This window comes from Ensifer sp. 1H6 (assembly GCF_001976035.1).
Lineage (GTDB): Bacteria > Pseudomonadota > Alphaproteobacteria > Rhizobiales > Rhizobiaceae > Ensifer > Ensifer canadensis.
Genome location: NZ_MOAI01000005.1, coordinates 102173 through 125292, shown reverse-complemented (window position 1 = coordinate 125292; position 23120 = coordinate 102173). Strand labels below are relative to the sequence as shown.

Annotated in this window: 20 protein-coding genes and 1 pseudogene; 7 read left to right on the top strand and 14 right to left on the bottom strand. The window is 61.5% G+C overall.

What is annotated here, in order from left to right:
- Positions 1-2 precede the first annotated feature (2 nt).
- From BKP54_RS07905 to BKP54_RS07885, 5 genes are all read right to left on the bottom strand, one after another.
- The gene (locus BKP54_RS07905; protein WP_057211284.1) at positions 3-1031 is read right to left on the bottom strand and encodes an ABC transporter ATP-binding protein; all 1029 of its coding nucleotides are present in this window, start codon (positions 1029-1031) and stop codon (positions 3-5) included.
- Positions 1024-1803, bottom strand: a complete 780-nt coding sequence (locus tag BKP54_RS07900) for an ABC transporter permease (protein WP_025428568.1) — start codon at positions 1801-1803, stop codon at positions 1024-1026. The genes BKP54_RS07905 and BKP54_RS07900 overlap by 8 nt, the downstream gene beginning before the upstream one ends.
- Positions 1800-2627 carry an ABC transporter permease gene (locus BKP54_RS07895; RefSeq protein ID WP_025428567.1) on the bottom strand — a complete coding sequence of 276 codons (828 nt, stop codon included), beginning with the start codon at positions 2625-2627 and terminating at the stop codon, positions 1800-1802. The genes BKP54_RS07900 and BKP54_RS07895 overlap by 4 nt, the downstream gene beginning before the upstream one ends.
- Before the next feature lie 110 nt (positions 2628-2737).
- Complete coding sequence (locus BKP54_RS07890) at positions 2738-3760, bottom strand: ABC transporter substrate-binding protein (RefSeq protein WP_025428566.1); 1023 nt, start codon at positions 3758-3760, stop codon at positions 2738-2740.
- Positions 3757-4860: a LacI family DNA-binding transcriptional regulator gene (locus tag BKP54_RS07885; protein WP_082523803.1), complete on the bottom strand. Its 1104-nt coding sequence runs from the start codon at positions 4858-4860 to the stop codon at positions 3757-3759. Before BKP54_RS07885 ends, BKP54_RS07890 begins: the two co-directional genes overlap by 4 nt.
- Before the next feature lie 250 nt (positions 4861-5110).
- Here BKP54_RS07885 and BKP54_RS07880 point away from each other — a divergent pair, with 250 nt between their 5' ends.
- The 7 genes from BKP54_RS07880 (at position 5111) to BKP54_RS07850 (ending at position 12094) form a co-directional block, all read left to right on the top strand.
- Complete coding sequence (locus tag BKP54_RS07880; protein ID WP_025428564.1) at positions 5111-5791, top strand: YoaK family protein; 681 nt, start codon at positions 5111-5113, stop codon at positions 5789-5791.
- Between the two features lie 209 nt (positions 5792-6000).
- Entirely contained in the window at positions 6001-7545 is a 1545-nt protein-coding gene (locus BKP54_RS07875) for an ABC transporter substrate-binding protein (RefSeq protein ID WP_057211286.1), read from the top strand.
- A 321-nt stretch (positions 7546-7866) separates the two neighbouring features.
- A complete protein-coding gene (locus BKP54_RS07870; protein ID WP_256435857.1) occupies positions 7867-8817 on the top strand; it encodes an ABC transporter permease in 951 nt (316 codons plus the stop codon).
- Positions 8814-9665: an ABC transporter permease gene (locus BKP54_RS07865; protein WP_057211290.1), complete on the top strand. Its 852-nt coding sequence runs from the start codon at positions 8814-8816 to the stop codon at positions 9663-9665. The genes BKP54_RS07870 and BKP54_RS07865 overlap by 4 nt, the downstream gene beginning before the upstream one ends.
- Complete coding sequence (locus tag BKP54_RS07860; RefSeq protein ID WP_025428560.1) at positions 9662-10474, top strand: ABC transporter ATP-binding protein; 813 nt, start codon at positions 9662-9664, stop codon at positions 10472-10474. Before BKP54_RS07865 ends, BKP54_RS07860 begins: the two co-directional genes overlap by 4 nt.
- Positions 10468-11214 (top strand): ATP-binding cassette domain-containing protein, encoded by a 747-nt coding sequence (locus tag BKP54_RS07855; RefSeq protein WP_025428559.1) that lies wholly within the window; start codon positions 10468-10470, stop codon positions 11212-11214. Before BKP54_RS07860 ends, BKP54_RS07855 begins: the two co-directional genes overlap by 7 nt.
- Positions 11215-11389: 175 nt before the next feature.
- Entirely contained in the window at positions 11390-12094 is a 705-nt protein-coding gene (locus BKP54_RS07850; protein ID WP_025428558.1) for an OmpW family protein, read from the top strand.
- A 197-nt stretch (positions 12095-12291) separates the two neighbouring features.
- Here BKP54_RS07850 and BKP54_RS07845 read toward each other — a convergent pair whose 3' ends face one another.
- The 9 genes and pseudogenes from BKP54_RS07845 to BKP54_RS07805 form a co-directional block, all read right to left on the bottom strand.
- Positions 12292-12714, bottom strand: a complete 423-nt coding sequence (locus tag BKP54_RS07845; RefSeq protein WP_025428557.1) for a CBS domain-containing protein — start codon at positions 12712-12714, stop codon at positions 12292-12294.
- A 90-nt stretch (positions 12715-12804) separates the two neighbouring features.
- Positions 12805-14969 (bottom strand): annotated as a pseudogene (locus tag BKP54_RS07840) (glycoside hydrolase).
- Positions 14969-15967, bottom strand: coding sequence for a glycosyltransferase (locus BKP54_RS07835; protein WP_025428555.1), 999 nt, complete (start codon positions 15965-15967; stop codon positions 14969-14971). Before BKP54_RS07835 ends, BKP54_RS07840 begins: the two are co-directional and overlap by 1 nt.
- A 158-nt stretch (positions 15968-16125) precedes the next feature.
- The gene (locus tag BKP54_RS07830; RefSeq protein ID WP_084814346.1) at positions 16126-16515 is read right to left on the bottom strand and encodes a VanZ family protein; all 390 of its coding nucleotides are present in this window, start codon (positions 16513-16515) and stop codon (positions 16126-16128) included.
- A gap of 85 nt (positions 16516-16600) precedes the next feature.
- A complete protein-coding gene (locus tag BKP54_RS07825; RefSeq protein WP_225906306.1) occupies positions 16601-17701 on the bottom strand; it encodes a glycosyltransferase family 4 protein in 1101 nt (366 codons plus the stop codon).
- Positions 17702-18072: 371 nt separating this feature from the next.
- The gene (locus BKP54_RS07820; protein ID WP_245317807.1) at positions 18073-19317 is read right to left on the bottom strand and encodes a glycosyltransferase family 4 protein; all 1245 of its coding nucleotides are present in this window, start codon (positions 19315-19317) and stop codon (positions 18073-18075) included.
- 10 nt (positions 19318-19327) lie between these two features.
- A complete protein-coding gene (locus BKP54_RS07815) occupies positions 19328-20089 on the bottom strand; it encodes a polysaccharide deacetylase family protein (RefSeq protein ID WP_057226709.1) in 762 nt (253 codons plus the stop codon).
- Positions 20082-21413 carry an O-antigen ligase gene (locus BKP54_RS07810; protein ID WP_084814344.1) on the bottom strand — a complete coding sequence of 444 codons (1332 nt, stop codon included), beginning with the start codon at positions 21411-21413 and terminating at the stop codon, positions 20082-20084. The genes BKP54_RS07815 and BKP54_RS07810 overlap by 8 nt, the downstream gene beginning before the upstream one ends.
- Positions 21414-21426: 13 nt before the next feature.
- Positions 21427-23040 carry a GumC family protein gene (locus tag BKP54_RS07805; RefSeq protein WP_084814343.1) on the bottom strand — a complete coding sequence of 538 codons (1614 nt, stop codon included), beginning with the start codon at positions 23038-23040 and terminating at the stop codon, positions 21427-21429.
- Between the last annotated feature and the right edge of the window lie 80 nt (positions 23041-23120).

Here is a 23120-nt window from a genome sequence, read left to right as displayed (position 1 = left end):
GATTACCCGAACCGCTCGAGCCGGGCCGCCTTGGCGACCGGCAAATCGAAGGTAAGTTCCGTGCCCGGCTGATGCGCGGCGAGGCCGGCATCCTCCTCGGCCTTGATCGCGCCGAGCGGCGTATCGAGCAGGTATTCGCGTGTGCTGCCTGAGAAAGAGGCTCCGCGCACAGTGCCTTGGAAAGGACCAGAACCAAGGGTCACCATGCGCGGACGCCACGCAAGCCCTGCCGTGTCAGGCGGCAGGGATTCGGAAAGGGCGATCGGGCCGTTTGCGGCTTTGAGCTTGCCGCGTTCGACCGCAAAAATGTTCTCGAAGCCGACGAAGTCGGCAACAAAGCGGGAAACCGGACGGTTGTAGATATCCTCGGGCGTGCCGATCTGCTCGATGGCGCCGTTGAGCATCACCACGATCCGGTCAGCAAGCGACAGCGCCTCGCCCTGATCGTGCGTGACGAAGATCATCGTCACGCCAGTTTCCTTCTGCACACGCTGCAGCTCGGTGCGCATCTCCAGCCGCAGCCGGGCGTCGAGGTTCGACAACGGCTCGTCGAGCAGCAGGACCTTCGGTTCCATCACCATCGAGCGGGCAAGCGCGACGCGCTGCTGCTGGCCGCCGGAAAGCTCGGCCGGCTTGCGCGTGGCGAACTTCGACAAGCCGACGGATTTGAGGCCGGCGGTCACACGCGTCTCGATGTCGTTTGCCGGCTGCTTCTTCAGGCGCAGGCCGAAGGCGACGTTTTCGAAAACCGACAGATGCGGAAAAAGCGCATAGGACTGGAAGACGAGCCCGACCGAACGCTTGTTGGCGGAAACCCGCGTGATGTCGACACCGTCGAGGCTAATGCGGCCCGAGGCGGGCGTCAGCAGCCCGGCAATCGAGCGCATCGTCGTCGTCTTGCCGCAGCCGGATGGACCGAGGAACGCCACCAGTTCGCCCTTGCGGATCGACAGGTCGAGATCCTTCACCGCAACGGTATCGCCATAGGCGAGCGTGAGTTTTTCGAGGCTGAGGAAGGAAGCGTCAGACATAGCGGGAAAATCCTAGGAAGCGTTCGGCAAGGAAAACGATGCCGATGGACATGAAGGCGAGCAGCGCTGAAAGAGCGGCCACCGACGGGTCATAGGTGATCTCCATATAGGAGAGCATGTCGATCGGCAGCGTGCGAACGCCAGGACCGGACAGGAACAGCGAGACCGGCACCTGGTTGAAGCTCGTGACGAAGCCGAGAATGAAGGCGGCGAGAATGCCGCTGCGAATATTCGGCATCACCACCCGGAAGAAGGCTCCGGCGCGCGAAGAGCCGAGCAGCACTGCCGCTTCCTCGATATCGGAGCGCAGATTGTTGAGGCTCGCTGAGACGACACGCACAGCATAGGGCAGCACCAGCGCCGTATGCGCAAGGAAGAGCGCCAGCGTGATGTTGAAGCCGAAAGGTACGACGATATAGCGCAGCAGCGCCAGGCCGACGATGATACCAGGCACGATGATCGGCAACGACACGATCGTGCGGATGGTTTCGCCGAAGGGCAGCTTGTAGCGCGAAAGCGCGTAGGAAGCGGGAATGCCAAGCACCAGCGCCATCGCGGTACCACCGATGGCAAGGAACATCGACACGGCGAAGCTTTCACGGAAGCTTTCGACGGTGAAGACCTTGGCGACCCATTTCAGCGAGAAGCCCTGTGGCGGGAAAGCCAGGGTCTCGCCGCCCGACAGTGATGCCGCGACGATGATGAAGAACGGCCCGATCAGGAAGGCGATCACCAGAAACAGGACGAGGGGAGAAAAGACGCGGGGGGTCATCGCTTGTTCCTCGCGGTGGCGAGCCGTTTCAGGAGTAGATTGGCGGCAAAGCTCATGACGATCAGGATGAAGGCAATGACGCTCGCCGAGACGAAATCATTGGCGACGGTGACGCGCTGGTAGAGCAGCGTCTCGAGCATCAGCACCTTGGAGCCACCGAGGATTGCCGGGGTGATATAGGCAGTCAGCGAACCGGTGAAGACCAGGGTACCGCCAATGACGAGACCTTCCTTTGTGAGCGGAAGAATGACCTTCCAGAACACCTGGAACCAGTTGGCACCCAGCACGCGCGCCGCCGGAATGGCATCCTTCGGCATGTTCTCGAGCGCGCTGATCAGCGACAGGATCATCAGCGGCAGGAACAGCTGCAACAGGCCGATAAACACGGCTGTCTCGGTGAAGAGAAAGCGGATCGGTTCGTCCGAAAGGCCGATGAGCTGCAGCGCCTGGTTGACGATGCCGGTGCGCCCGAGAATGACGATCCAGGCATAGGTGCGGGCGACCGACGAAATCATAAGCGGCAGCACGACAAGGCCGATCATCTGCCCCTTGCTGCGCGGTGAAAGATTGACGATCGCAAAGGCAGCGGCGTAGCCGAGCACGGCCGAGACGGCAGTCACCATCAGACCGAGCCGGAACGTGCGCAGGAAGACCGTGCGGTTCAGCGGGTCGGTGAAGAAATCGACATACGCTGTAAGCGACCAGCTGTCGGCGCTGCGAAAGCCTTCGGCGAGCAGAATGACGACGGGCGCCAGAAAGACGATCGCCGCAAAGACCGCCGCCGGCAAAGCGAGCGCCAGTGCCTCGGCGCGGTTCTGAAACATCCCTGGTCTTCCTTTCGTCGCGTTCATTCACTGCGGGATCGGCTCAAAGGTTGCCGGCCGACCCGCAAAACTGCCCCCATCACGGCGATGGGGGCGTTTGTCGATGGCTGTTACTGGCCGACCTGGGCGTTCCACTCGGAAAGCCAGGCTTCGCGGTTGTCGAGAGCGACGGCCGACGGAATGAGCTTGAGGCTCTTCACGGTTTCCTCGCCATAGGTGAGGTTTTCAGCGATTTCCGGCGCGACCTTGACGTCCTTGTTGGCCGGGCTGTCGACCAGCTTTTCGGCAAGTGCCGTCTGGATTTCGGTCGAGAGCCAGAAGTCCATGAATTCCAGCGCCAGATCCTGGTTCTTGGCACCCTTGGTCAGAACCATGACGTTCATGCCGCCCGTCTGGCCTTCCTTCGGCGTCGCCCACTTGATCGGCAGGCCGAGCTTGGTGAAACCCTCCCAGGAGAAGCGACCGATAGGTGCTGCCCAGATTTCTTCCTGCTGCATCAGCTGCACGAGCTGCGAAGACTTGACGTAGAACGTGACGATCTCGTCCTTCTTCGCGCCGACGGCGGCGATGGCTTCCTTCAGATCCGGCGTATTCTTGCCGATCGCCTCACCGACCATGTAGAGCGCTGGCGGGCCCTGGTTTGTGGTGACGTTCGGGAAGGCGACATGGCTGGCATTCTTCTCGTCGAGCAGGTCGGCCCAGGAGTTCACTTCCATCTTGTCGGATCGGTAGACGATCGAAGTTGCGTAAAAGGTGTAGCCGACGCTCATGCCGTCGCCGTTCGGGTCCTTGGCAAGGTCGTAGAGCTTGTTGAAGTTCGTGAGCTTCGTGTTGTCGATCTTTTCGATCAGGCCGGCGCGCGAGGCCGAAAGAGCGTCAGCCATGGAGACGACGGCCATATCGACGACCGGACTTGCCTTGTTGGCCTCCATCTTTGCGAGGCGCTCAACGCTGTTGCCGGTCTCGACGACCAGCTTGCAGCCGCATTTGGCTTCGAAGGGCGTGTAGACCAGTTCCTTGAAAGCGTCCTGGGCAAAACCGTAGACGGAAATGGTCAGCGTCTTTTCCTGGGCGGAAGCGGCATGTGCAGCGACGAGTAAAAGCGCGCTGGAGGCGAGCAGGATCTTCTTCATGGCTGGTGTTCTCCTTCGGGGGCTGAGGTTCTGGCGTCGGCAATCGTACTTGCGTTGGCGATCGTCTGGGCAGGCTGGAACTGTGTTCTAGGCGGCGCGGCGCTCGACTGGCGCACGACCAGCTGCATCGGCACCTCGGCGTTAGCGGCGGTCACCGGTGCGCCGATGGCGGCATCGGTCGGGTCGCGCTCGCCGATCGCTTTTACAAGTGCTTCGACGGCAATCGCGGCGATCCGCGTCATGTCCATGCGCGCCGTGGTCAGTGCCGGCGTTACCACAGGCGACCAAATGAGATCGTCAAAGCCGGTAACACTTGCTCTCTCCGGAACGTTGATGCCGGCGCGCTGCAGTTCGGTCAGCGCCCTCAGCGCATGAAGATCGGAGACGCAGGCAAAGGCGGTAAAACCTTGCGCGACCTTCTCGGCAAGGCCGAGCGGACAGCCCTTGCCCTGCTCGCGCTCGAGCGGTTCGATCCACAGGGTTTCGACGAATGCGTCCTCGGCAAGCGCCGAGCGAATGCCGCCGATGCGGTCATTCTGCACGTTGGAGGCCGGATTGTTGCCGATGACGAGCACGCTCCGGTGGCCGAGCGCTTTCAGATGCTCGGCGATCTGGCGGCCCCCGCCCCAATGGTCGGCGGCAACAGTATTGCCTGGCGTGGACGGCGTATCGATGACCGCCACGGGACAGCCGACATCGGCGATGCGGGTCCCTCGCCGCGGCACGATGACCATGCCGTCGACATCGCGATCAATCAGCCGCTCGATGGCCTTGGTCTGGGTGGTGACGTCCCCACGGGAGTCGGCGATCAGAACGCCGTAACCGGCCGAAGAGGCAGCCAGTTCGATTGCCTGCGCGATCTGCGGGAAGAGCGGATTGGCGATATCGGGAAGCACCAGACCGATGACGGCGGTGCGGCCGGTGCGCAGCGCCCTGCCCGCGAGGCTCGGCACATAACCGAGTTCGGCGGCCGTCGCGCGGATCTTTTCGGCCATTTCGGCAGAGACACGCCCCTTACCGGAGAGCGCGTTGGAGACCGTCGCCGCGGAGACGCCCAGTGCTCTGGCAATCCTCGTCAGTTTTGGTCCGGAACGCGCCAAGGCCGTGGTTTCCGTTATCGGTGATTAAACGATTAATCATGCGATATATCAGAATGCCGCAACTGTCGAATCCTTTTGCCGGCACAGGATGAAATTGTGGATCCAATCGGACCGTGGACTGTGGACAAGCGGCCACCGACTCGCGTCCATTGGTTCAGTCTGAAATGCTGACAGTAAAGCGAAGCGGTCAAATGCCACCTGTTCACCGACATCACTTAACGGCCCCAGCAAAACCCTGCAGGATACCATCATGACGTTTCAGCGGAGGCGCCGGATCGTGCGGCGCCAGCGAACCGGGACCGCGCTTCTCGTGGTCGCGCTCATTTCCTTTCTGGCCGGAATGACCGACGCCATCGGCCTGCTGACAGTCGGCGACTTCGTCTCTTTCATGAGCGGCAACACGACACGAGCCGCGACAGCCGTCGCCGAAGGCAACATCCTGCGGTCGCTCATCCTTCTCGGCTCGCTCGCGGTCTTCGTTGTCGGCAATGCCATGGGAACGATCGTTTCAAGCAGGTTTCGTGCGGGCGGCGTTCTTTTCGGCGTCACCGTCACCCTCGCCCTTACCGCCGCCGGTGGCGACCACCTGCCGAACGAACTGCGCTTCTATCTCATCGTCCTTGCCATGGGCGTCGTGAACGCCTCTGTCGAGCATATCGAGGGCCTGCCGATCAGTCTCACCTATGTAACGGGCGCCCTGTCCCGCTTCGGCCGTGGTTTGGGCCGGTGGATCATCGGCACAGGCAACATACAATGGACGATCCAGATCGTGCCCTGGATCGGCATGCTTGGCGGGGCGATCGTCGGCGCCATGCTCGAGTACCGCTTCGGACAGCTCTCGCTCTGGGCCCCGACAATCCTCTCCGGTCTGTTGTTCACGCTGGTGTTGATGATTCCGCGGCGGTGGTCGCAGCGATATGCGCAGCGCTGAACCGGCGGGAGCGGCCCTCCGGTTTTAGGAACGCCCTTCGCTTGCCGATGCCAACAGCGGGTGCAAATTTCAACTTCGCCAAACAAAACGAACCAAAATTCCCACTAAATTGGTAGGGAATTTGTATGATGCTCCGCAACCGCCCGATGTGTACATTCGGATGGCAAGCGCGACCTCGCGTGATGAGCATATATGCAGGAGTTAGGGAAATGACTGGCAACACGATCGACTTTGGCAGACTTTCAGGACCGGGCCGGAAAGGCAGGCGTTCGATCCTCGCCACCGCGGCCTTGGCCATGGTTCTGTCAACGAGCACGGCAGCGCTCGCGCAGTTCGCAAACTTCGATCCGGATGCCTCCATCGTCATCGGCTCGCTCTATGAACCGCAGAACCTGGACAACACCGCCGGCGCCGGCCAGGGCATCAACGAGGCGTTCAACGGCAATGTCTACGAGGCCCTGTTCACGCTGACCGACGCGGGCGACGTCGCTCCCGGCCTCGTGGCCGAGCAGGCGGTCAGCGAAGACGGCCTGACCTATACGTTCAAGCTTCGGCCGAACGTGACCTTCCATTCCGGCGACCCGCTGACGGCACAGGATGTGAAGCACAGCATCGAGCGCGTCGTGGCACCGGATTCCAAGAGCTCGCGCAAGAAGAGCCTGGCGACGATCAGCGAGATCCAGACCCCCGACGACCAGACGGTGGTGGTCAAGCTCTCCGCCCGCTCCATCTCGCTGCCCTATAACCTCAGCTACGTCTGGATCGTCAACGACGCGGCGAAGGACCTGAACGCCGGCGAAGATGGCACAGGCCCTTACCGCCTGGACGAATGGCGCCGCGGCTCCTCGCTGGCGCTGACCCGCAATGACAAATACTGGGGCACGGCGCCGACCAATGGCGAAGTCGTCTTCCAGTACTTCACCGATGCCACTGCGCTGAACAATGCGCTCCTGACCGGTGCCGTCGATGTCATCACCAGCGTCCAGAGCCCGGATTCGATCGCCCAGTTCAAGGACAATCCTGATTACACGGTGACCGCCGGCCAGTCGACCACCAAGGAGCTTCTGGCGTTCAACGACAGGGTCGAGCCGTTCAACAACGTCAAGGTTCGCAAGGCCATCGCCCGCGCCATCGACGACAAGAAGCTGCTGCAGTCGATCTGGGGCGAATACGGCACGCTGATCGGTTCCTTCGTGCCGCCGACCGATCCGTGGTACGTCGACCTGACCGGCGTCGATGCCTATGACGTCGAAAGCGCCAAGGCGCTTTTGAAGGAAGCCGGTTTTGCCGATGGCTTCTCGTTCAAGCTTGACACGCCCAACTATGATCCGCATCCGATCGTTGCCCAGTTCCTGCAGAGCGAACTGGCGAAGGTCGGCATCAAGGTCGAAATCAACATCATCACCGCCAACGAGTGGTACACCAAGGTCTACAAGGCGCATGACTTCCAGGCGACGCTGCAGGAACACGTCAACCACCGCGACATCGTGTTCTACGGCAATCCCGACTTCTACTGGGGATACAACAACCCGAAGGTTGTCGACCTGATCAAGGAATCGGAAGCTGCGGCCAACACCGACGAGCAGACCGCCAAGCTGACGGAGGCAAACCGCATCATCGCCGAGGACGCGGCAAGCAACTGGCTTTATCTCTATCCGCAGATCGTGGTTTCGAGTTCCGCCGTCACCGGTTACCCCGTCAACGGCCTGAACTCACAGTTCTTCGCCTACAACATCAAGAAGAGCGGGAACTGATCGCTCGTTTCCCAAGCGATCCGTTATAGTCGCGTACATGTAAGGAGCCCCCGAGCGAGTTGGGGGCTCCCTTTGCCTTGCAGCTGACGGCGATTCATTGCGTCGACAACGCTACGTCAGATCTTTTCCAAGCAACACGACAGTCATGGCGCGCCAAGGACGCATCAGCGTTCGAAACGTGCTGCATCATTCCCGTGAAATCGATGAGGGTATAAGGGATTATGCAGTAGCCTCCTCGTTGATTTTGTGCAAAAGCCAGCGCTCCGGCCCCGGGTATTACACCCGTCGGACGAAAGGAAGCCGACCATTCTCGCCTATGTCCTGCGCCGCCTCGCCATCCTGATCCTGTCGCTGCTGATTGCGGCGGTGGTGCTGTTTGTGCTGTTGCGCCTGCTGCCGGGCGACCCGGCGAACGCCCTGCTTTCCGTCGGCGCCGATCAGCAGCAGATCGAGGCCGCGCGCGAACAGGTCGGCTCCAACTTACCGCTCTGGGAGCAGTTCCTGCGCTTCGTCGGCAGCCTTGCGCGCTTCGATCTCGGAACGTCCTTCGTCAGCGGCAAGCCCGTTATCGAGGAAATCGCCGCCCGTCTAACCGTAACGGTGCCGCTGGCGCTGCTGGGCTTTGGGCTCGCCGTTATGATCGCCGTGCCGCTCGGGATCGTTTCGGCAGTCAAGGCCAACCGCTGGTACGGCGCGGCCATATCGACCGTGTCGCAGCTTGGCATCGCCATCCCGGTCTTCTGGGTCGGAATCCTGCTTGTCACCGTCTTTGCGGTCAATCTTCGGATCTTTCCGTCGGGCGGTTATCCCCGGCGCGGCTGGCAGAACGAGGGCCAGGTTCTCTATGCGCTCGCGCTGCCGGTGCTGACGATCGGGCTGGTCATGGCCGCCTCGCTGATCCGCTACATCCGATCCGCAACCCAAGATGTTCTCGGCAGCGACTATCTGCGGACGGCGCGTGCGCTCGGCGCCAGTTTCTCGCAGGCGCTGATCCGGCACGGCATTCGCAACGGCGCCGTGCCGATCGTCTCGATCCTGGGCATCGAGCTTGCAACGACCCTGCTTGGCGCGGTCGTGGTCGAGCGGGTGTTCGCCCTGCCCGGCCTTGGCTCGATGCTGCTGCTGGCGATCGAACAGCGCGATTACCCCAACGTCCAGGGCGTGTTGTTCATCTCCACCCTGCTGGTGCTGCTGATCGGCTTTGCCGCCGATCTGCTTCAGCGGCTGATCGATCCCCGCTTGCGCGAACGGGCGACAGGAGCTGCGCCATGACCGCGCTTGACCTTTCGACGGGTAGACCCGCCCGCAGACACTCGCTGTCGCTTTCCATCGGGCTTGCCCTTGTCGGCCTCAATGTCGCGGTTGCACTCCTCACCCTGTTCTGGACACCCTATGACCCGCTCAATGCCTCCGGCGGCCGGCTCGAAGCGCCGTCGCTGCTGCATTGGGTCGGAACGGATCGGCTCGGCCGCGATTACCTGACGCAAATCATGATCGGCGCGCGCACGGCGTTGATCGTCGGTACTGGCGCTGTTGCGATCGGCGCCTCGATCGGCGTGACGCTCGGCATCCTCGCCGCTTTCGCGACGCGCCTGCTCGACGATGTCATGGCCGCCACCCTGGATATTCTGATCGCGTTCCCGACGCTGCTGCTGGCGATGCTGGTGGTCGCGGCCAGCGACAGTGCTAGCCTGTGGTCGGCGACCCTGGCACTTGGCCTGGCGATTTCGGCGATCGTCGCCCGCTTGACGCGGATCCTTGCCAAGCGTGTGCTGCGCCAGGACTACATCGTCGCATCCCGGACCTCCGGCACCTCGTGGCCCGGCGTCGTCGTGCGCCATGTACTGCCCAACATCTGGCCGACGCTCTCGGTGAACTTCGCCTTGCAATTCGGCCTGGCAGTGATCGCGGAAGCGTCGCTCTCCTATCTCGGCCTGGGCGCACCGCCGCCGAACGCATCCTGGGGCAGGCTGCTGCAGGAGGCACAGGGCACGGTCTATACCGCCCCCGTCGGCGCGATTGCACCCGGCATTGCCCTCGTCGCACTGGTCATTGGCATGAACCTGCTTGCCGACGGCCTGCGGGACGTCGGCGACCCGACACGCGGGAGATCGCGATGAGCGCCTTGCTTTCCGTTCAGGGCCTGACCGTCCGCGCTAGCGGCAAGACATTGGTCTCGGACCTGTCGTTCTCCATCGGCTCCGGCGAGCGAATGGGACTGATCGGCGAATCCGGCTCGGGCAAGTCGATGACCGCTATGGCCATTACCGGCCTTTTGCCGGCGAACATCTCCGTCACCGGCTCGATCGTGCTCGATGGCCAGGAGGTGGTCGGCACTGAAGACAAGCGCCTGAACCGGCTGCGCGGGGTCGCAACCGCCGTCGTCTTTCAGGAGCCGCTGACAGCCCTCGATCCGCTGATGAGAATCGGCAAGCAGATCGCCGAGCCGGTGCGCCGCAGGCTCGTGCGCGAACAGGGACGCGCGACGCGTTCAGCGGTCGACCGCGAAGTGCTCGACCTGCTCGACAAGGTCGCCCTGCCGCAACCGGAGCGCATTGCCAACGCCTATCCGCACGAAGTGTCGGGCGGCCAGCGCCAACGTGTTGCGATCGCCATGGCGCTTGCCTGCCGCCCAAAACTTCTGATCGCCGACGAGCCGACGACCGCGCTCGACGTCACCACCCAGGCCGAAATCCTCAAGCTGCTCGACGGGCTTGTGCGTGAAACGGGAATGGCGCTGCTCTTCATCAGCCATGACCTGCCTGTTGTTGCCGAAGTGGTCGAGCGTGTGATGGTGCTGCGCGACGGCATCGCGCTTGAAGAGGGCGCCGTTGTCGACGTGTTTAGCAACCCGTCGCACGACTATACGCAGACGCTTGTCGATGCCGCGCGCATGTTCGACGAGGCCCTTGGACGGACGGGATCGTGATGCTGGACCTGCAGAATGTGAACTTCGGCTATTCCCGTCACCGCAAGATTTTGAGCGACGTGTCGTTCAGCGTGCGCGCCGGCGCCAGCGTTGGACTGGTGGGCGAGTCCGGTTCGGGCAAGACGACACTGCTGCGGCTGCTGCTCGGTCTGGAGCGGCCCACGAGCGGCACGATCCGCTTCGGCGACGATGCACTCGATCCGGCCGATGGCGCGTTCATGCGCCGTTACCGGCGCGCGGTGCAGCCGGTGTTCCAGGACCCCTATTCGTCGCTCGATCCTCGCCAGAAGGTGCTCGACATCATCGCTGAGCCGCTGCAATCGCTGCGCATCGCCGGTCCACGCAAGGATGCGGTGGCGCAAGCCCTGGAGGCTGTGGGCCTGCCGCTCGATGCCATGCAACGCTACCCGCACGAATTTTCCGGCGGACAGCGCCAGCGCATCGCGATTGCGCGCGCAATCGTCGCCCGTCCACAGATCATTCTTGCCGACGAAGCCGTCAGCGCTCTCGACCTGTCGACCCGCATCCGGATCGTCGAACTGTTCAAGACGCTGTCGGCAACGCTGACGCTGGTGTTCGTTTCGCACGACCTTGGTGTCGTCGCATCGCTTTGCGAAGAGATGGTCATCCTCGAAAAGGGACAGGTGGTCGAGAGCGGCAAGACGCGCGATATCCTGACGGCGCCCCAGCATCCCTATACACAGCGGTTGCTTGCCAGCATTCCGCGCATGCCGGCCTGAGCGCTTCGGTCACTCACGAATCTACCGTTAGCGACCCCCTCACCAACGAACAAAGTACCTTGATCTAGAACAACCCCCCGTCGAGCGGAGTTGCCCATAGTGCCGCCGGCCGCAGATTCCCTGCCGCCGCATGCCCTGAATGGCAATTTTCAACTTCTTCTGGGGGTCCGGAATCATGTCTACTCGCTCCATCCTGCCAACCGCCGCCGCACTCGTTTTGCTGGCGGCCTCGGTCACTGCGGCTCAAGCCGCGGACCTTACCGCGCCGAGCGAGGCCGCCGCTCAGCTACCGGCTGCAAGCGAGCAGAGCCCATGGATGATCCGCGCCCGCGCGCTTGCCGTTTTACCCGAAGACAAGGCATCGCTGCAGTTGAATGGCACGTCACTTGACGGCGAAAAAGTCGGCGTCAGCAACTCGGTCGTGCCCGAACTCGATATCACCTACTTCTTCACCGACAATCTTGCGGCGGAACTGGTCCTGGGCACGACCCCGCACAGCGCAAGGGGCAGCGGTTCGATCGCCGGTCTCGGCGAGATCGGCAAGGCCTGGTTGCTGCCGCCGACACTGACGCTGCAGTACCACGTCAATCTCACCGACACGATCAAGCCCTATGTCGGCGCCGGCGTGAACTACACCATCTTCTACAATGAAAAAGCCCAGGGCGACTTCTCCAGCTTCAACCTCAAGAACACCTTCGGCGTGGCCCTGCAGGCCGGTGTCGACATCAAGCTCGACGATCACTGGGGTATCAACTTCGACGTGAAGAAACTGTTCCTCGAGCCAGAGGTCAACGCGACCCTGCCGGGCGCCGGCACGGTGACGGGCAAGGTCAAACTCGATCCCTGGCTGATCGGCACAGGCATCACCTACCGCTTCTGACGTTTTTCGCCAGCGGATGACACCGCTTCAGGTCTACAGCGCCGCGCGCCATATTAGACGCGCAAAGGTCGCTGTAGCGCTTTGAATGGCTGCATGTTTTTATCCTTGAATCGAATAGGATTTAAGGAAACATGCAGTGGAAAATCTCCGCCCTCGCGTTACACGGCGAGGGCAGCAACCAAACGGACAGTCGTACGTCATGCGTGATGGGCGGTGACGGCCTTGACCAATCCGGTCGTCAATTCACGGCTGCTCGCATGCGAAATATCGCCGAGCGACAACATGCCGACCATTCGCTTTTCGTCATCGATCACCGGCAGGCGCCGTATCTTCTTGCTCTCCATCAGGCGAACAGCCTCCTCGATCGTTTCGCTGGTGCGGCAGTAGACGATATCCCTTGTCATGACATCGCGCGCAGTCAGCAACGCAGCGTCGTCGTGCCCGTTTGCCCATGCCCGCAACGCAATGTCCCTGTCCGTCACCATGCCGATGAGGCGATCGTTTTCGCCGACCGGCAGAGCGCCGATGTCTTCGTCACGCATAATCCTTGCCACGGTGCGCAAGTCCGTTTCAGGCGCTATCCAGCGCGCGCCGGGGTGCATCGCTTCCCACGTTCTCATTGCATCCTCCTACGGTTTGGAGGAATGACGATAGCCGAAGATCGTGGCCAATCATTGATCCTGACGGCCGACTTGTTCGCCGAACGTCGCTTATCGCAACTCCAGCAGGAAGTAGGTCGTCGGGCCGGACGGGCCGTCGTTGCTCAGGCGAAATTTAACCGCACCGGCGCCATCGACGACCGGTGGGTGAACTGTTCCGTCAAGACCCACCGGTGAAATGCGCCACTTGGCCGCCGTCTTCGACAGGGAGAGATCGACAGTCCCCTGCCGGATCAACACCGGCAACCGGCCAAAACTCTCGATGACCTTCTCTTCACTGTCACGGAACGTCATGTCCGTGTTCTGGGCGTCGGTTGCAAAGATCAACAGGAAACGCCGGCTGTCGGACAGGGTTGCCGGAGGATCGAGCGCCGAGAGAGCGACAAGACCGTTGCCGTCGGCGCGCTCCACCCGCAGCACACCGAGGTCGACCGGTTCGCGCAGGGACGCAAACGCCATCGCTTCCGTCGCCGGCGTCGCTACGCGCAGCTGCCTGGCGAAACGATCGAGAACGATTTCACCGGTGCTGCTTTGATAGATGCCGGCATCGACGGTCGTTGCGTTGTCCGGCTTCAACCTACTGCTCGCACGCAGCAGCGCCAGCACATTGTCGCTGCTTTCCCGCCGCGGCTGGGTAACCGCGATCGCATCACCCAATCGCTCGGCGCGTTCCAGACCGATACGACCGACCAGGGCAAGATCGGTCAGAGACTCCGGCTCGCGCGCCTGCATGTCGTCCGTCAGATCCTCCTCGCCGCGCACGGAAAATGGGATCGTCACATCCGAGGTCGCGACATCGCCGCGCCGATAGAGCAAGGCGGCCAGGGTTTCGCCCGCGCGCGCAACCGGATCGAGGGCGATCGCGTAGGGCAGCATCGCTTGCTTATGCGGAAACGGCTCACCATAGGCGAGCGCGATCGGTCCATGGCCGTGGCGGCAAAGGGCGTCCCAGCCCTGAAGGGCGGCATAGGCCGGCATGGCAAGACCACCCTCGTAGCGGTAGCGGTTCCAGAACAGGTGGTCGTATTCGCTGACGACAAACGGTTTTCCGAGCCAGCGCGATGCAGCGATCATCCTGATGTAGTTGACGCTATCGGCAATTGAGCTGGTTTGAAGGAGTTCGCTGCCCGGCGTGTAGCCGCCGACCCAATCGTGGTAGGTGTTCGCCGTGATGACTTGGAGGTCGCGCCTGCTGAGGGCCATCTGGCTCGACGGCCAGTTGTTGTAGTTGGTGATCAGGCCCGTGTAGCCAAGGTCGCGCAGAACCTTGCTCATGCGTGCGGTGGAGGCACGCTCGGTTTCGACAAAGAATGCCTGAAGATCGCGCAGACGCGGGCTGTCGTTATAGCGGTCCCGAGGCAACCTGATCCCGCCGGTTTCAAGCACTTCCCCGGAATCAAGCACGCCCCAGACCTTCGCCAGGCTCGCCGTCGTGCCGTAACGCTTCTTCAGCCAGAGATTGAACGGCTGAGCCAACCGGTCGTCATAGGGAGCCCGGCCGGCCGATCATGAACCACCGCCTCAAACTCCAGGCCATTCTCATTGGCCAGAATGACCAGGGCCAGGGCCTCGTCGCGGATCGGAGCTTCGCCTGTGTAAGGGTTCACGCGCCCGAGGACCGCCTGCTGCAACCGCCTCCAATGCTCAAAGGTCCGATCGTCCAGATGTAGCATGAGTTTTACATCGCCGCCCGTGTCCCAGCGGTCATCGAAACCGCCATAGGCGCCACGCGGCGACGACAGGCCGTCGATAATCCAGTGGATGCCGTTGCGCTTCAGGGCCGCAAGCAGATACTGGATCCGATCGAGCGTTTCCGGGTCGAAATCGAGATCCCGATCACGCCCGAACATCAGACTTGCGTCGACGAAATGCAGGCGCGCGATGTTGTAGCCATGCATCGCCAGCTGGCGCGCATAACGGTCCGCGCCTTCATGATCGGGGAAGCCGCCGGACGCAGGGCTCCAGGCAAGCGAGGCGCACAACATCCTGACCGGCGTATCCGGCGCTTTCGCATAGGCGAGACGTCCCTCCTTGCCGACAACCAGTCTATGACCGCCATCGATCCGGCCGTTGGGCAGGATGGACGAGAAGTCGAGCGGGCTGCCTGGTCGCAATTCGAGGGAGATCTCCTTCACCGGAACCCATTGATCCGCGGCGCGCGCAGGCACGCACATCACCGCAAGCGCCAGCACCGTAGCCAGACATCTCTGGCGCATCAAGCTACCGCTCCAAGCAACTTGCTCTCGATCGGAACCTCCGGTCTTCGCCGCCGCCCGAAAAAACCGACAGGCAGTGCAGCGGCGTGGAAGAACCAGGCGACGACCGTGTACAGCCCCATGTTCAAGCTGCCTTTGCGAATGCTCATCAACACGATGACTGCGGCGAGGACAGCGAAGACGATGCCCAGGCCGACAGCCAGGCTCGGCGAGAACAAAAGCACACAGAGCGAGAGCGCCCACCACAGATAGACGAGACACCAGAGCTTCAGCTCGGGCAGCTCACGCAGCAGCTGGAAGAAATACGGCCGACCGAGCGACGCGCGCAGAAGTTCGCCGATACCGAAGAGATATTTGCTTTTCCAGCGTCGAACCAGCAGGCGATAGGAATTGACAGTATGTCCGAAGTGCTGGACGAAACGCCGGTCAAGGCGATGCAACCCCCATCCAGCGCTTCGCAGCCGGATGCCGAGATCGAATTCTTCGTATCCATGCAGGTTGCGATCGGAGAGGTAACCGACCGCTTCGATCGCATCGCGCCGGTAGAGCCCACCGCCGTTCATCCGGTCGATCGATCCGATCCGGTTTTCCGGCGAGTTGCGATTGACGCGACGCGAGAACTCGAGATTGGACGTCAGCATCTCCTGGACATGGCCGGTAACGCCGGCAACCTCAGGATTGTCGGCGAGAAACGCCACGGCGACGGCGAGAAAATCACGGTCGAGCAACATGTCTCCGTCAAGCAGACAGAGATGGTCGCCTTTGGAGTATTGAAAGCCAAGCTGCGGGCCAATGCCGCAGCTTGGCCGCGCCGGCGGGCTGATCTGGGCGATGACGACGGGATATTGCGCGGCAATCTCGACCGTTCGGTCGGATGAGCCGCTGTCGGCGACGATGACTTCGCCACCTGTCGCTCCGAGGGCAGCAAGCGCACTTTCAATCGTGGCCGCTATTCGCTTCTCTTCGTTCAGCGTCTTGATGATGACGGATACTGACAAGCGCGCCTCCAAAATCACCGGGGCGTCTACAGCGCCGCGCGTCAAATATGACGCGCGAAGGACGCTGTAACGCTTGAATCCTGCTGCATAATTTTCTCCTTAAATCGATTCCGATTTAAGGAATTATGCAGTAGCCAAGCGTCCCGGCGCAGCCAGTTCTACCCGCGATACTTTGAGTTTTGGTTTATTTGCACCAGCAATTGCAGCAGACGCGACCGATTGCGGATAAGGACCCAACCCGAAGCCACGCCGCATGCACCGCCAAGCAATTTGATGGCGAGGTCCCCGATCCGGGCGTGACGGTCTGCCGACACCACCTGCAGCAATTCGAACCCGATGGCGGTGGCCAAAACGAGCCCGAGGACAAGCAGGAGCCGCCGGGGATAGGCAATTGCAAAGAGCAGCCCCATCAGCCCGAACGCGCCGAACCGCTCGACATGCACGAACGTGCCCATACGCGGGCGCAGATCGAGTGGTGATAGGGTCGAATAGGCGATCACGGCGAATACGAGCCAGCCAAATAGGCCAGCGGCGCGTTTGATATTCATACTGTTCTTGTCTCTCCGCACCGCACACAACACGGCAAAAATCAGCCCGACGGCAACAGGGATGTCGCGTGCGATTGCGCGCGATCTACTTTGCCACCAACGCGCTATACACCGCGACGGTCTTTTCCGCCACGCTTGTCCAGCTATAGGCGGCTTCGGCGTGCGCCGCACGGGCGCGCATCTCGCTTTCACTGGGCGGATTGGCAAGCTTCGCCGTCATGGCCGATGCCAGCGCCTCGACATCGCCGAGCGGGAAATATTCGTCGCGTGCAAGGCCAAGCTCGACATTGGCAACGATATCGCTCGCAAGAACCGGCAAGCCGTAGGCCATGGCCTCCAACAGCGCGATCGGCATGCCCTCGTGGCTGGAAGGCAGAACGAACAGGGCCGCATTGCCGAAAAGCTCCGCAAGCCGGTCACCGGACTGAAAGCCCGTTAGAACGACACCTGCGATATCACCTGCCAGCCTTCTCACCTCCTCGGTGTAGGACGTCTCGAATTCCGCACCGCCGGCCAGAACCAACCGGAACTCCGGACTGGAACATTTGGCATAGGCGCGGATCAGATCGAGCTGGCGCTTCTCAGGCACGATCCGTGCGGCAAGCAGAATGTACCGCCGTGGCGCAAGGCCGAACTCGGCAAGAATGCCGGTCTCACCCCTGGACGGCGTGACCGACACCCCGTTGGGCACAAGGGCCATGGACACATTGTGCCGCGCGCCCATGGTCTCAGCGATATCCTTCGAAATGGCGATCCGCCCGCTTGCAAAGCGCATGCCCAGGCGTTCACCGAGCTTCAGCGTACCCTTGGCAAGAGCACCCCATTTTTGCCGGTCGTAGTCATAGCCATGATGGGTCACGACCACCTTCAGGCCGAGCATTCTCGCAAGCGGGACGAACAGTGCTGGCCCGATCGCATGGATATGCAGCACGTCGGGACGCTGCCAGCCCGCGTAGCAAACACCCATGAAAGTGTGAACGATGGCTTCCAGCGCCATCCGGCGCGGCGCCCAGAAAGGAACGACACGAATGCCATTCCAGCTGAAGGGGACAGATGCCGGAAGATATCGGCGCCGCCCGATCACGTCGACGTCCCAGCCGTGCTTCGTGAGCTTGCCGGCAAGGATCTCGACATGCTTTTCGATGCCGCCCTGCACATCCGGAATTCCGCGCAGGCCCAGCATCATCACGCGCCGCCGTCCGGTTCGCGCGCTCAGCCGACGATCTTTGCCTGTCAGCTCGCGATGATTGTGCACGAGGTGGACTCCACGCTGGGCAGTACCGCCCTTCCCGTCGACGCCTTCCAATATTCCAGATTGTACAATCTCAGTGGAAACCGACGGCTGTTGCCGACGATCAACTTGCGAGACTCGTAACTTCCTGCCCATGGCGTGGCCTCAAAGATTGCGCACCCAAGGCCATTTACGTTAACAATACTTAATAAGATCGTAATTAAATCGTTAAATATCTAATTGTTCGATCAATAAACGAACATATTTAATGCCGCGGTAAGTATATTCGCAAGCCTTGGTTAATGACGCAAGGATAAATCTGCCAACTAGGTCGCCCCGAGCGCAGCGTAGAGATCAAGCGTTCTGTCGCGATAAGCATTGGCGGAGAAATCTCTGGATATCCACGCCCTGCCGGCAGCGCCCATGCGGGCGCGCGCTGTCGGCCCAAGAGCCGTCATGTCGGCCAGCGCCCTTGCCAGATCATCAGCGTCTCCCGACGTTGCCGTCATGCCCGTTTCCCCGACCTGGATCATTTCCGGAATGCCTCCGACGGCTGAACCGACCACCGGCCGTCCCAGAGCATAGGCTTCCAGCAAGCTGATGGGCGCATTTTCGTACCATTCCGACGGCAGTACGAGTGCCCTGGATGATCCGATCAATTTGTGCAGGCTCTCGCCTGAGAGATATCCGGTGAACGTCGCGTCTGCATTAAGCTCGCTCGCGAGCCGACGAAGCGATGCCTCTTCGGGGCCTGTACCGGCGACGACCAACCGCTGTTTCGAAAGTGCCGCCGCCTTGATCAGCGTGGCGATGCCCTTTTCGGGTGCAAGCCGGCCTGCGAAAACGAAATAGTCGCCCTCGTCCCAGGCGCTGCTGTAATCGTCCATATCCACGAAGTTCGGAATGTGCACCATCTGCTCACGCGGCCAGCCCCATTCGACAAGCTTCTCCACGTAGAACCGGCTCGGAACGACGATCCGGTCGACCTTGTTGCGATAGAGGCCCAGCGTACGATGCAGCACCGTTTCTGCCAGCACGACACCGCTCAAGATCGCCGAGCCCTTGACGCAGCGGTGACGCAGGACGTTGTAGACCCGTCCGCCGCGACAGTCCTCGCAGATCTTGCCGTCGCGCAGCATCTTGTAGGAAGGACAGGCAAGTTTGAGGTCGTGAGCCGTCATGACAACCGGCACGCCCGCTGCCTTCAACGTCGAAAAGATCGCCGGCGACAGGTGGTGATAGACGTTGTGTGCATGGGCAACCGACGGACGCGCGCGGTCAATCAGCCTGGCGATGTTGCGCTGGCCTTCGCGCGAATAGATCACGCTTGCCGCCTGCTCTATTTTCCGCAGAAAGCTCGTTTGCCGACCAAATTCGATTTCGGAGACGAAATACTTGGACCATTCAGAGCGCTCGTTGTCCTCGTGCTCCATGGCAAAGGGCACGACATCCCAGCCAATATCGGCGAACATCTTCATATGGTCGAAGAACACCGCTTCGGCGCCGCCGCGTCGATAGAAGTAGTTGTTGATGGCGAGAAGTCGCTTGCCGGCGGCTATCGTGTTGAGCACATCGTTCTCCTCATCCGCCAAGCCGATCGAGTGCCTTGTCGACCGGCAGGACGGTGCATCCCTTCTCGACCGCATAGCGGACCAGATGCTCGAACGTCTCCGGCGTGCAGCCATAAGGCGTCGGTCGTGGCGCGATGTCGTGCGTGAAAAAGACCAGCCATCCCGGCTGCGCGACGAGGTCATCGATCCAGCGGGTCAGCGCAAGAGCGTGCGCCTCGGGCTGGCGGATCTCGACCGCCTTCAACATCATTGGATCGACTGCACCGCGGTTGATCGCCTCCCCTGCGGCCCGGCACGTTCGGTAGCGCCGCCCCAATTCCCTGCGTGCCATCGGCCAGGCGGCGTTGTAGGGAAACGCAAAGTTCCTTGCCGGCTCAGCGACGCCACTGGCTGCCAGATAGTCCGCATTTCGGTCGAGGTCGCGCGCAAGCGCCCCCCCGGTGAGACGTCTTATCTTGCTGTGGCTGAAGGTGTGGCAGCCGACTTCGTGTTCGCGCTTGGAGAGAGCCTCACAACCCGCAGCGGTGATCAAGGTTCGATCCGGCTCAACCCGCCCTTCGAGCCCCCCGGCAATGTAGAATGTGCCGCGGACGCCGTGCCGTTCAAGGATTTCGGCACCCTGGTGCAAGGCGCTGTCAGGCACATCGTCGAAGGTGAACGAGACGAGCGGAACGTCGGTCGCAACGGCGAGCTTCTTCTGAGCAAGGCGCCAGATCAGACGATTTGCCAGCCGGTCGACAAGGCCGTCAACCTTTTGCAAAAACTCAGGCATAGGCCACGCCCCTTTTTTCGGCAGATTGAGACGGCAAGGCAAGGACCGCGCGGGCCTGCAAATGCAGACCGTAGAGCGAAAACAGGAAGGTGAACCACAGCAGGTTGCCGCCCTCGTAGAACAAGCTCTCAAGGCCGGCGTTGAAGATCGTATAGAGCCAGACGCGCGTAAAGAGCCGCGTGAGATGTGAATGCTGCTCGGCGGACGCCATGCGGGCAATATTGCGCAGCGGCAGGATGAGGATCCACAACACCGTGAGCAGCAGCCCGGGAAAGCCCGTCATCAAGGCGATGTCGAGATAGGAATTGTGGCCGTTGGCAGCCGCCACCGCCCAGGTCTCGATCGCTCCGCCGCTGTGGACCAGCTCTTCCGTTTGCCAGAATGCCTTGAAACCGTAGCCGGTGATAGGCTGCTCGGCGAGCGCGGTGAACGCGAAGCGCCAGATATCCGCCCGGTTGGTGAACGTCGCGTCGATGCCAAGTTCGGTGATGAACTCGCTGAGCGGCATGAATACGGCTGATCCGACGGCAAACAGATTGAACAGCCCGACGCCACCGATGACGATCGGGATGCGCAGGAGACGGATCTTCTCGAATATCCAGGCAAGCAACAGGATCGCCGGCAGCATCGCGGTCGAGGTCTTGCCGCCGGTATGGATGAGGAAGTTGAACGACAGCAGCACGATGGCGATCCCGGCCAATCGCGACCAGCTATTCATGACGAAAAGCCCGAAGAAGGCCGCGATCACCATCGCGGCGGCCGCACTGTTCTTGTGCGGGAAATGGCCGCGCCATAGACCCGCATTCATGGGCTCGCGCAGTTCTGACGCCTGATGAATAGAGAGCATCGGCTTAAAGGCGATGCCGTAATAGGCAACGCCGAGCATGATGAGCGTACCGATGCCCAGCATTTTGGCAAAATGCCGTTCGCTGGCGGGCAACAGCAGGTAGATGCTGGCATTGACCGTGACCATGATGGCAAGAACGGTGCCCTTGATCCCAAGCATTGGGTGGGCTGAGATCACCGATACGAAAAGGAACCAGGTAAACAGCACTGCAAGCAGCGGCCGCGGCTGCAGGATGATATTTCGCATCGGATGGCATAGGCCGTAACCGAGCATGCCCGTAAACAACAAAAGAGAAACGATCTGGTTCAATCGGTTCGAATTACCGGCCGACGGATCAAGCACTGCTGCTCCCGTCAGGTCGACGAACGGGGTGATCGATATCCAGAAGAACAGAAACGTCGTGATGAACAGGACGGTGCCGACACGCAGCCGCAGCGTTTCGGCGGCATTGGTTTCGGCGTAGGCGGCGCTCGTCATTGGCGCGCTCCCGTCAGGCAGTCGCCGGCTGCGGGCGGCGAATATATCTCCACAGGCCGAGGGCGATCGCTGCCGACACACCAAGGAAAAGGCCGAGCATAGCGCCGGCGACCAGCAGGGTCACCGTACGTGGCGGCCACGTGCGTGCGTTGGGCGGCAACGCCCGCGAGATCACCCGCACATTGGTCGTATCGATCTGCTGCTGTTCGGTAATTTGCTGGGCGCGCGCAAGATGCGTCTCGTAAATCGCCGCTTTGGCACGGGCATCGCGCTCCAGATCGCGCAGTTGCACCTGAGACTCATTGTCGGTGAAGACATTCGACTTCTCGACGTTTGCCTTACCGCGCAAGGCTTCAAGCGCCTGCTGCTCGCGATCCATGTCCGCCTTGGCCCGCTCCAGAATGCGCCGGGCCTCGTCGGCAAGCGCACCCTCGATCGTCGCGCGCTCGGATCGAGCCGACACCAGACGGGGATGCCGTTCGCCGAACGTGCGCTGCATCGAGGCAATCTGCTGCTGGAGCAAGTTGTACTGCTCGCGCAGGTTCGTCATGTTTTCGGACTCGAACTCCGACGCGCTGGCGGTTCTCCCTTGAGCGATTGCCGCACTCATCTGGTTGTAGCGTGTCTCCGCCTGGATGAAGCGCTGCTGTGCGTCCAGGACCTGGGTGTTGAGTTCACCGGAAAGCTGGTTGCTGACCAATTGACCATTGGTCGACTGCAGGCCGTTGACCCTGCGGAAATCTTCCACCGCCCGCTCGGCATCGGTCACGTTGCGGCGCAATTCGTCCAGCCGGGCGTTGAGGTTCTTGGCGACACGCCCTGCACTTTCGGCCGCCGACTGAAACAGCTCCTGCTCGAAGGCATCGACGATCGCGTTCGAGAGGGTCACGGCCTTTGCCGGCTCCTCGCTCCAAACCTTCATGACGACGACGAAAGAACGCTCCTCGCGCCGCGCCTCCACGCGCTCCGAAAGCCCGCGCATGGCTGCAAGCTCGTTGTTGACCTCTTGTTCCTGCTTCGATGAAAACAGGTTGCGCAGCGATGCAAAGGATGCCAGCTTGACGAACTCGGGATCGCGCGTGAGCTGCAATTCGTCGATCACCCGCGCCAGCACATTGCGTGACGTCAGGATCCGGAGTTTGCTCTCCACCTCCAACAGCTGCGCGTCACGCTGCGGATTGCTTGTAAAAACATCGTCGCTGACAACGTTGAGATTGGACGGGTCGACGACGATATCCGTGTAGACGGTGTATCGAGGCGACGCAGTCATTGCATAGACAAGGGCCGCAAATGTGCAAATCGTCACTGCGGCGATGATCCAGAGCATACCGTCGCGCAGCCAGCGAATACCGTCGTCTACCCCGATCTGGCTGACGAGGTGAAGCCGCGGGAAGAACAGGCCACCGACATGCGGCGTCGGCTGCGTCTCGGTCTGTGCCCGCGCAACCACCTGGGAACGCCGGACTTCCGGCTCTCTTCGCGGCGCTTGCTTTTCTTCAAAAGGAGGGAGCGCGTCCTCGTCGTCTGTCGGCAGAAGGTTGAGCAACGAACCGCCGCCGACCATCGCACGTTGACCGTGCGCTGGCTGAGGCGACCTTTGTTGTCGGGGCTCGTTCGGCCTATACATCCGCATCCCTCACGCCCGCTTCAAGACGCAAAAATCGCCGGCTTGCGCGTCTCGTATCTCCAATGAAGGATTAGAGTTGT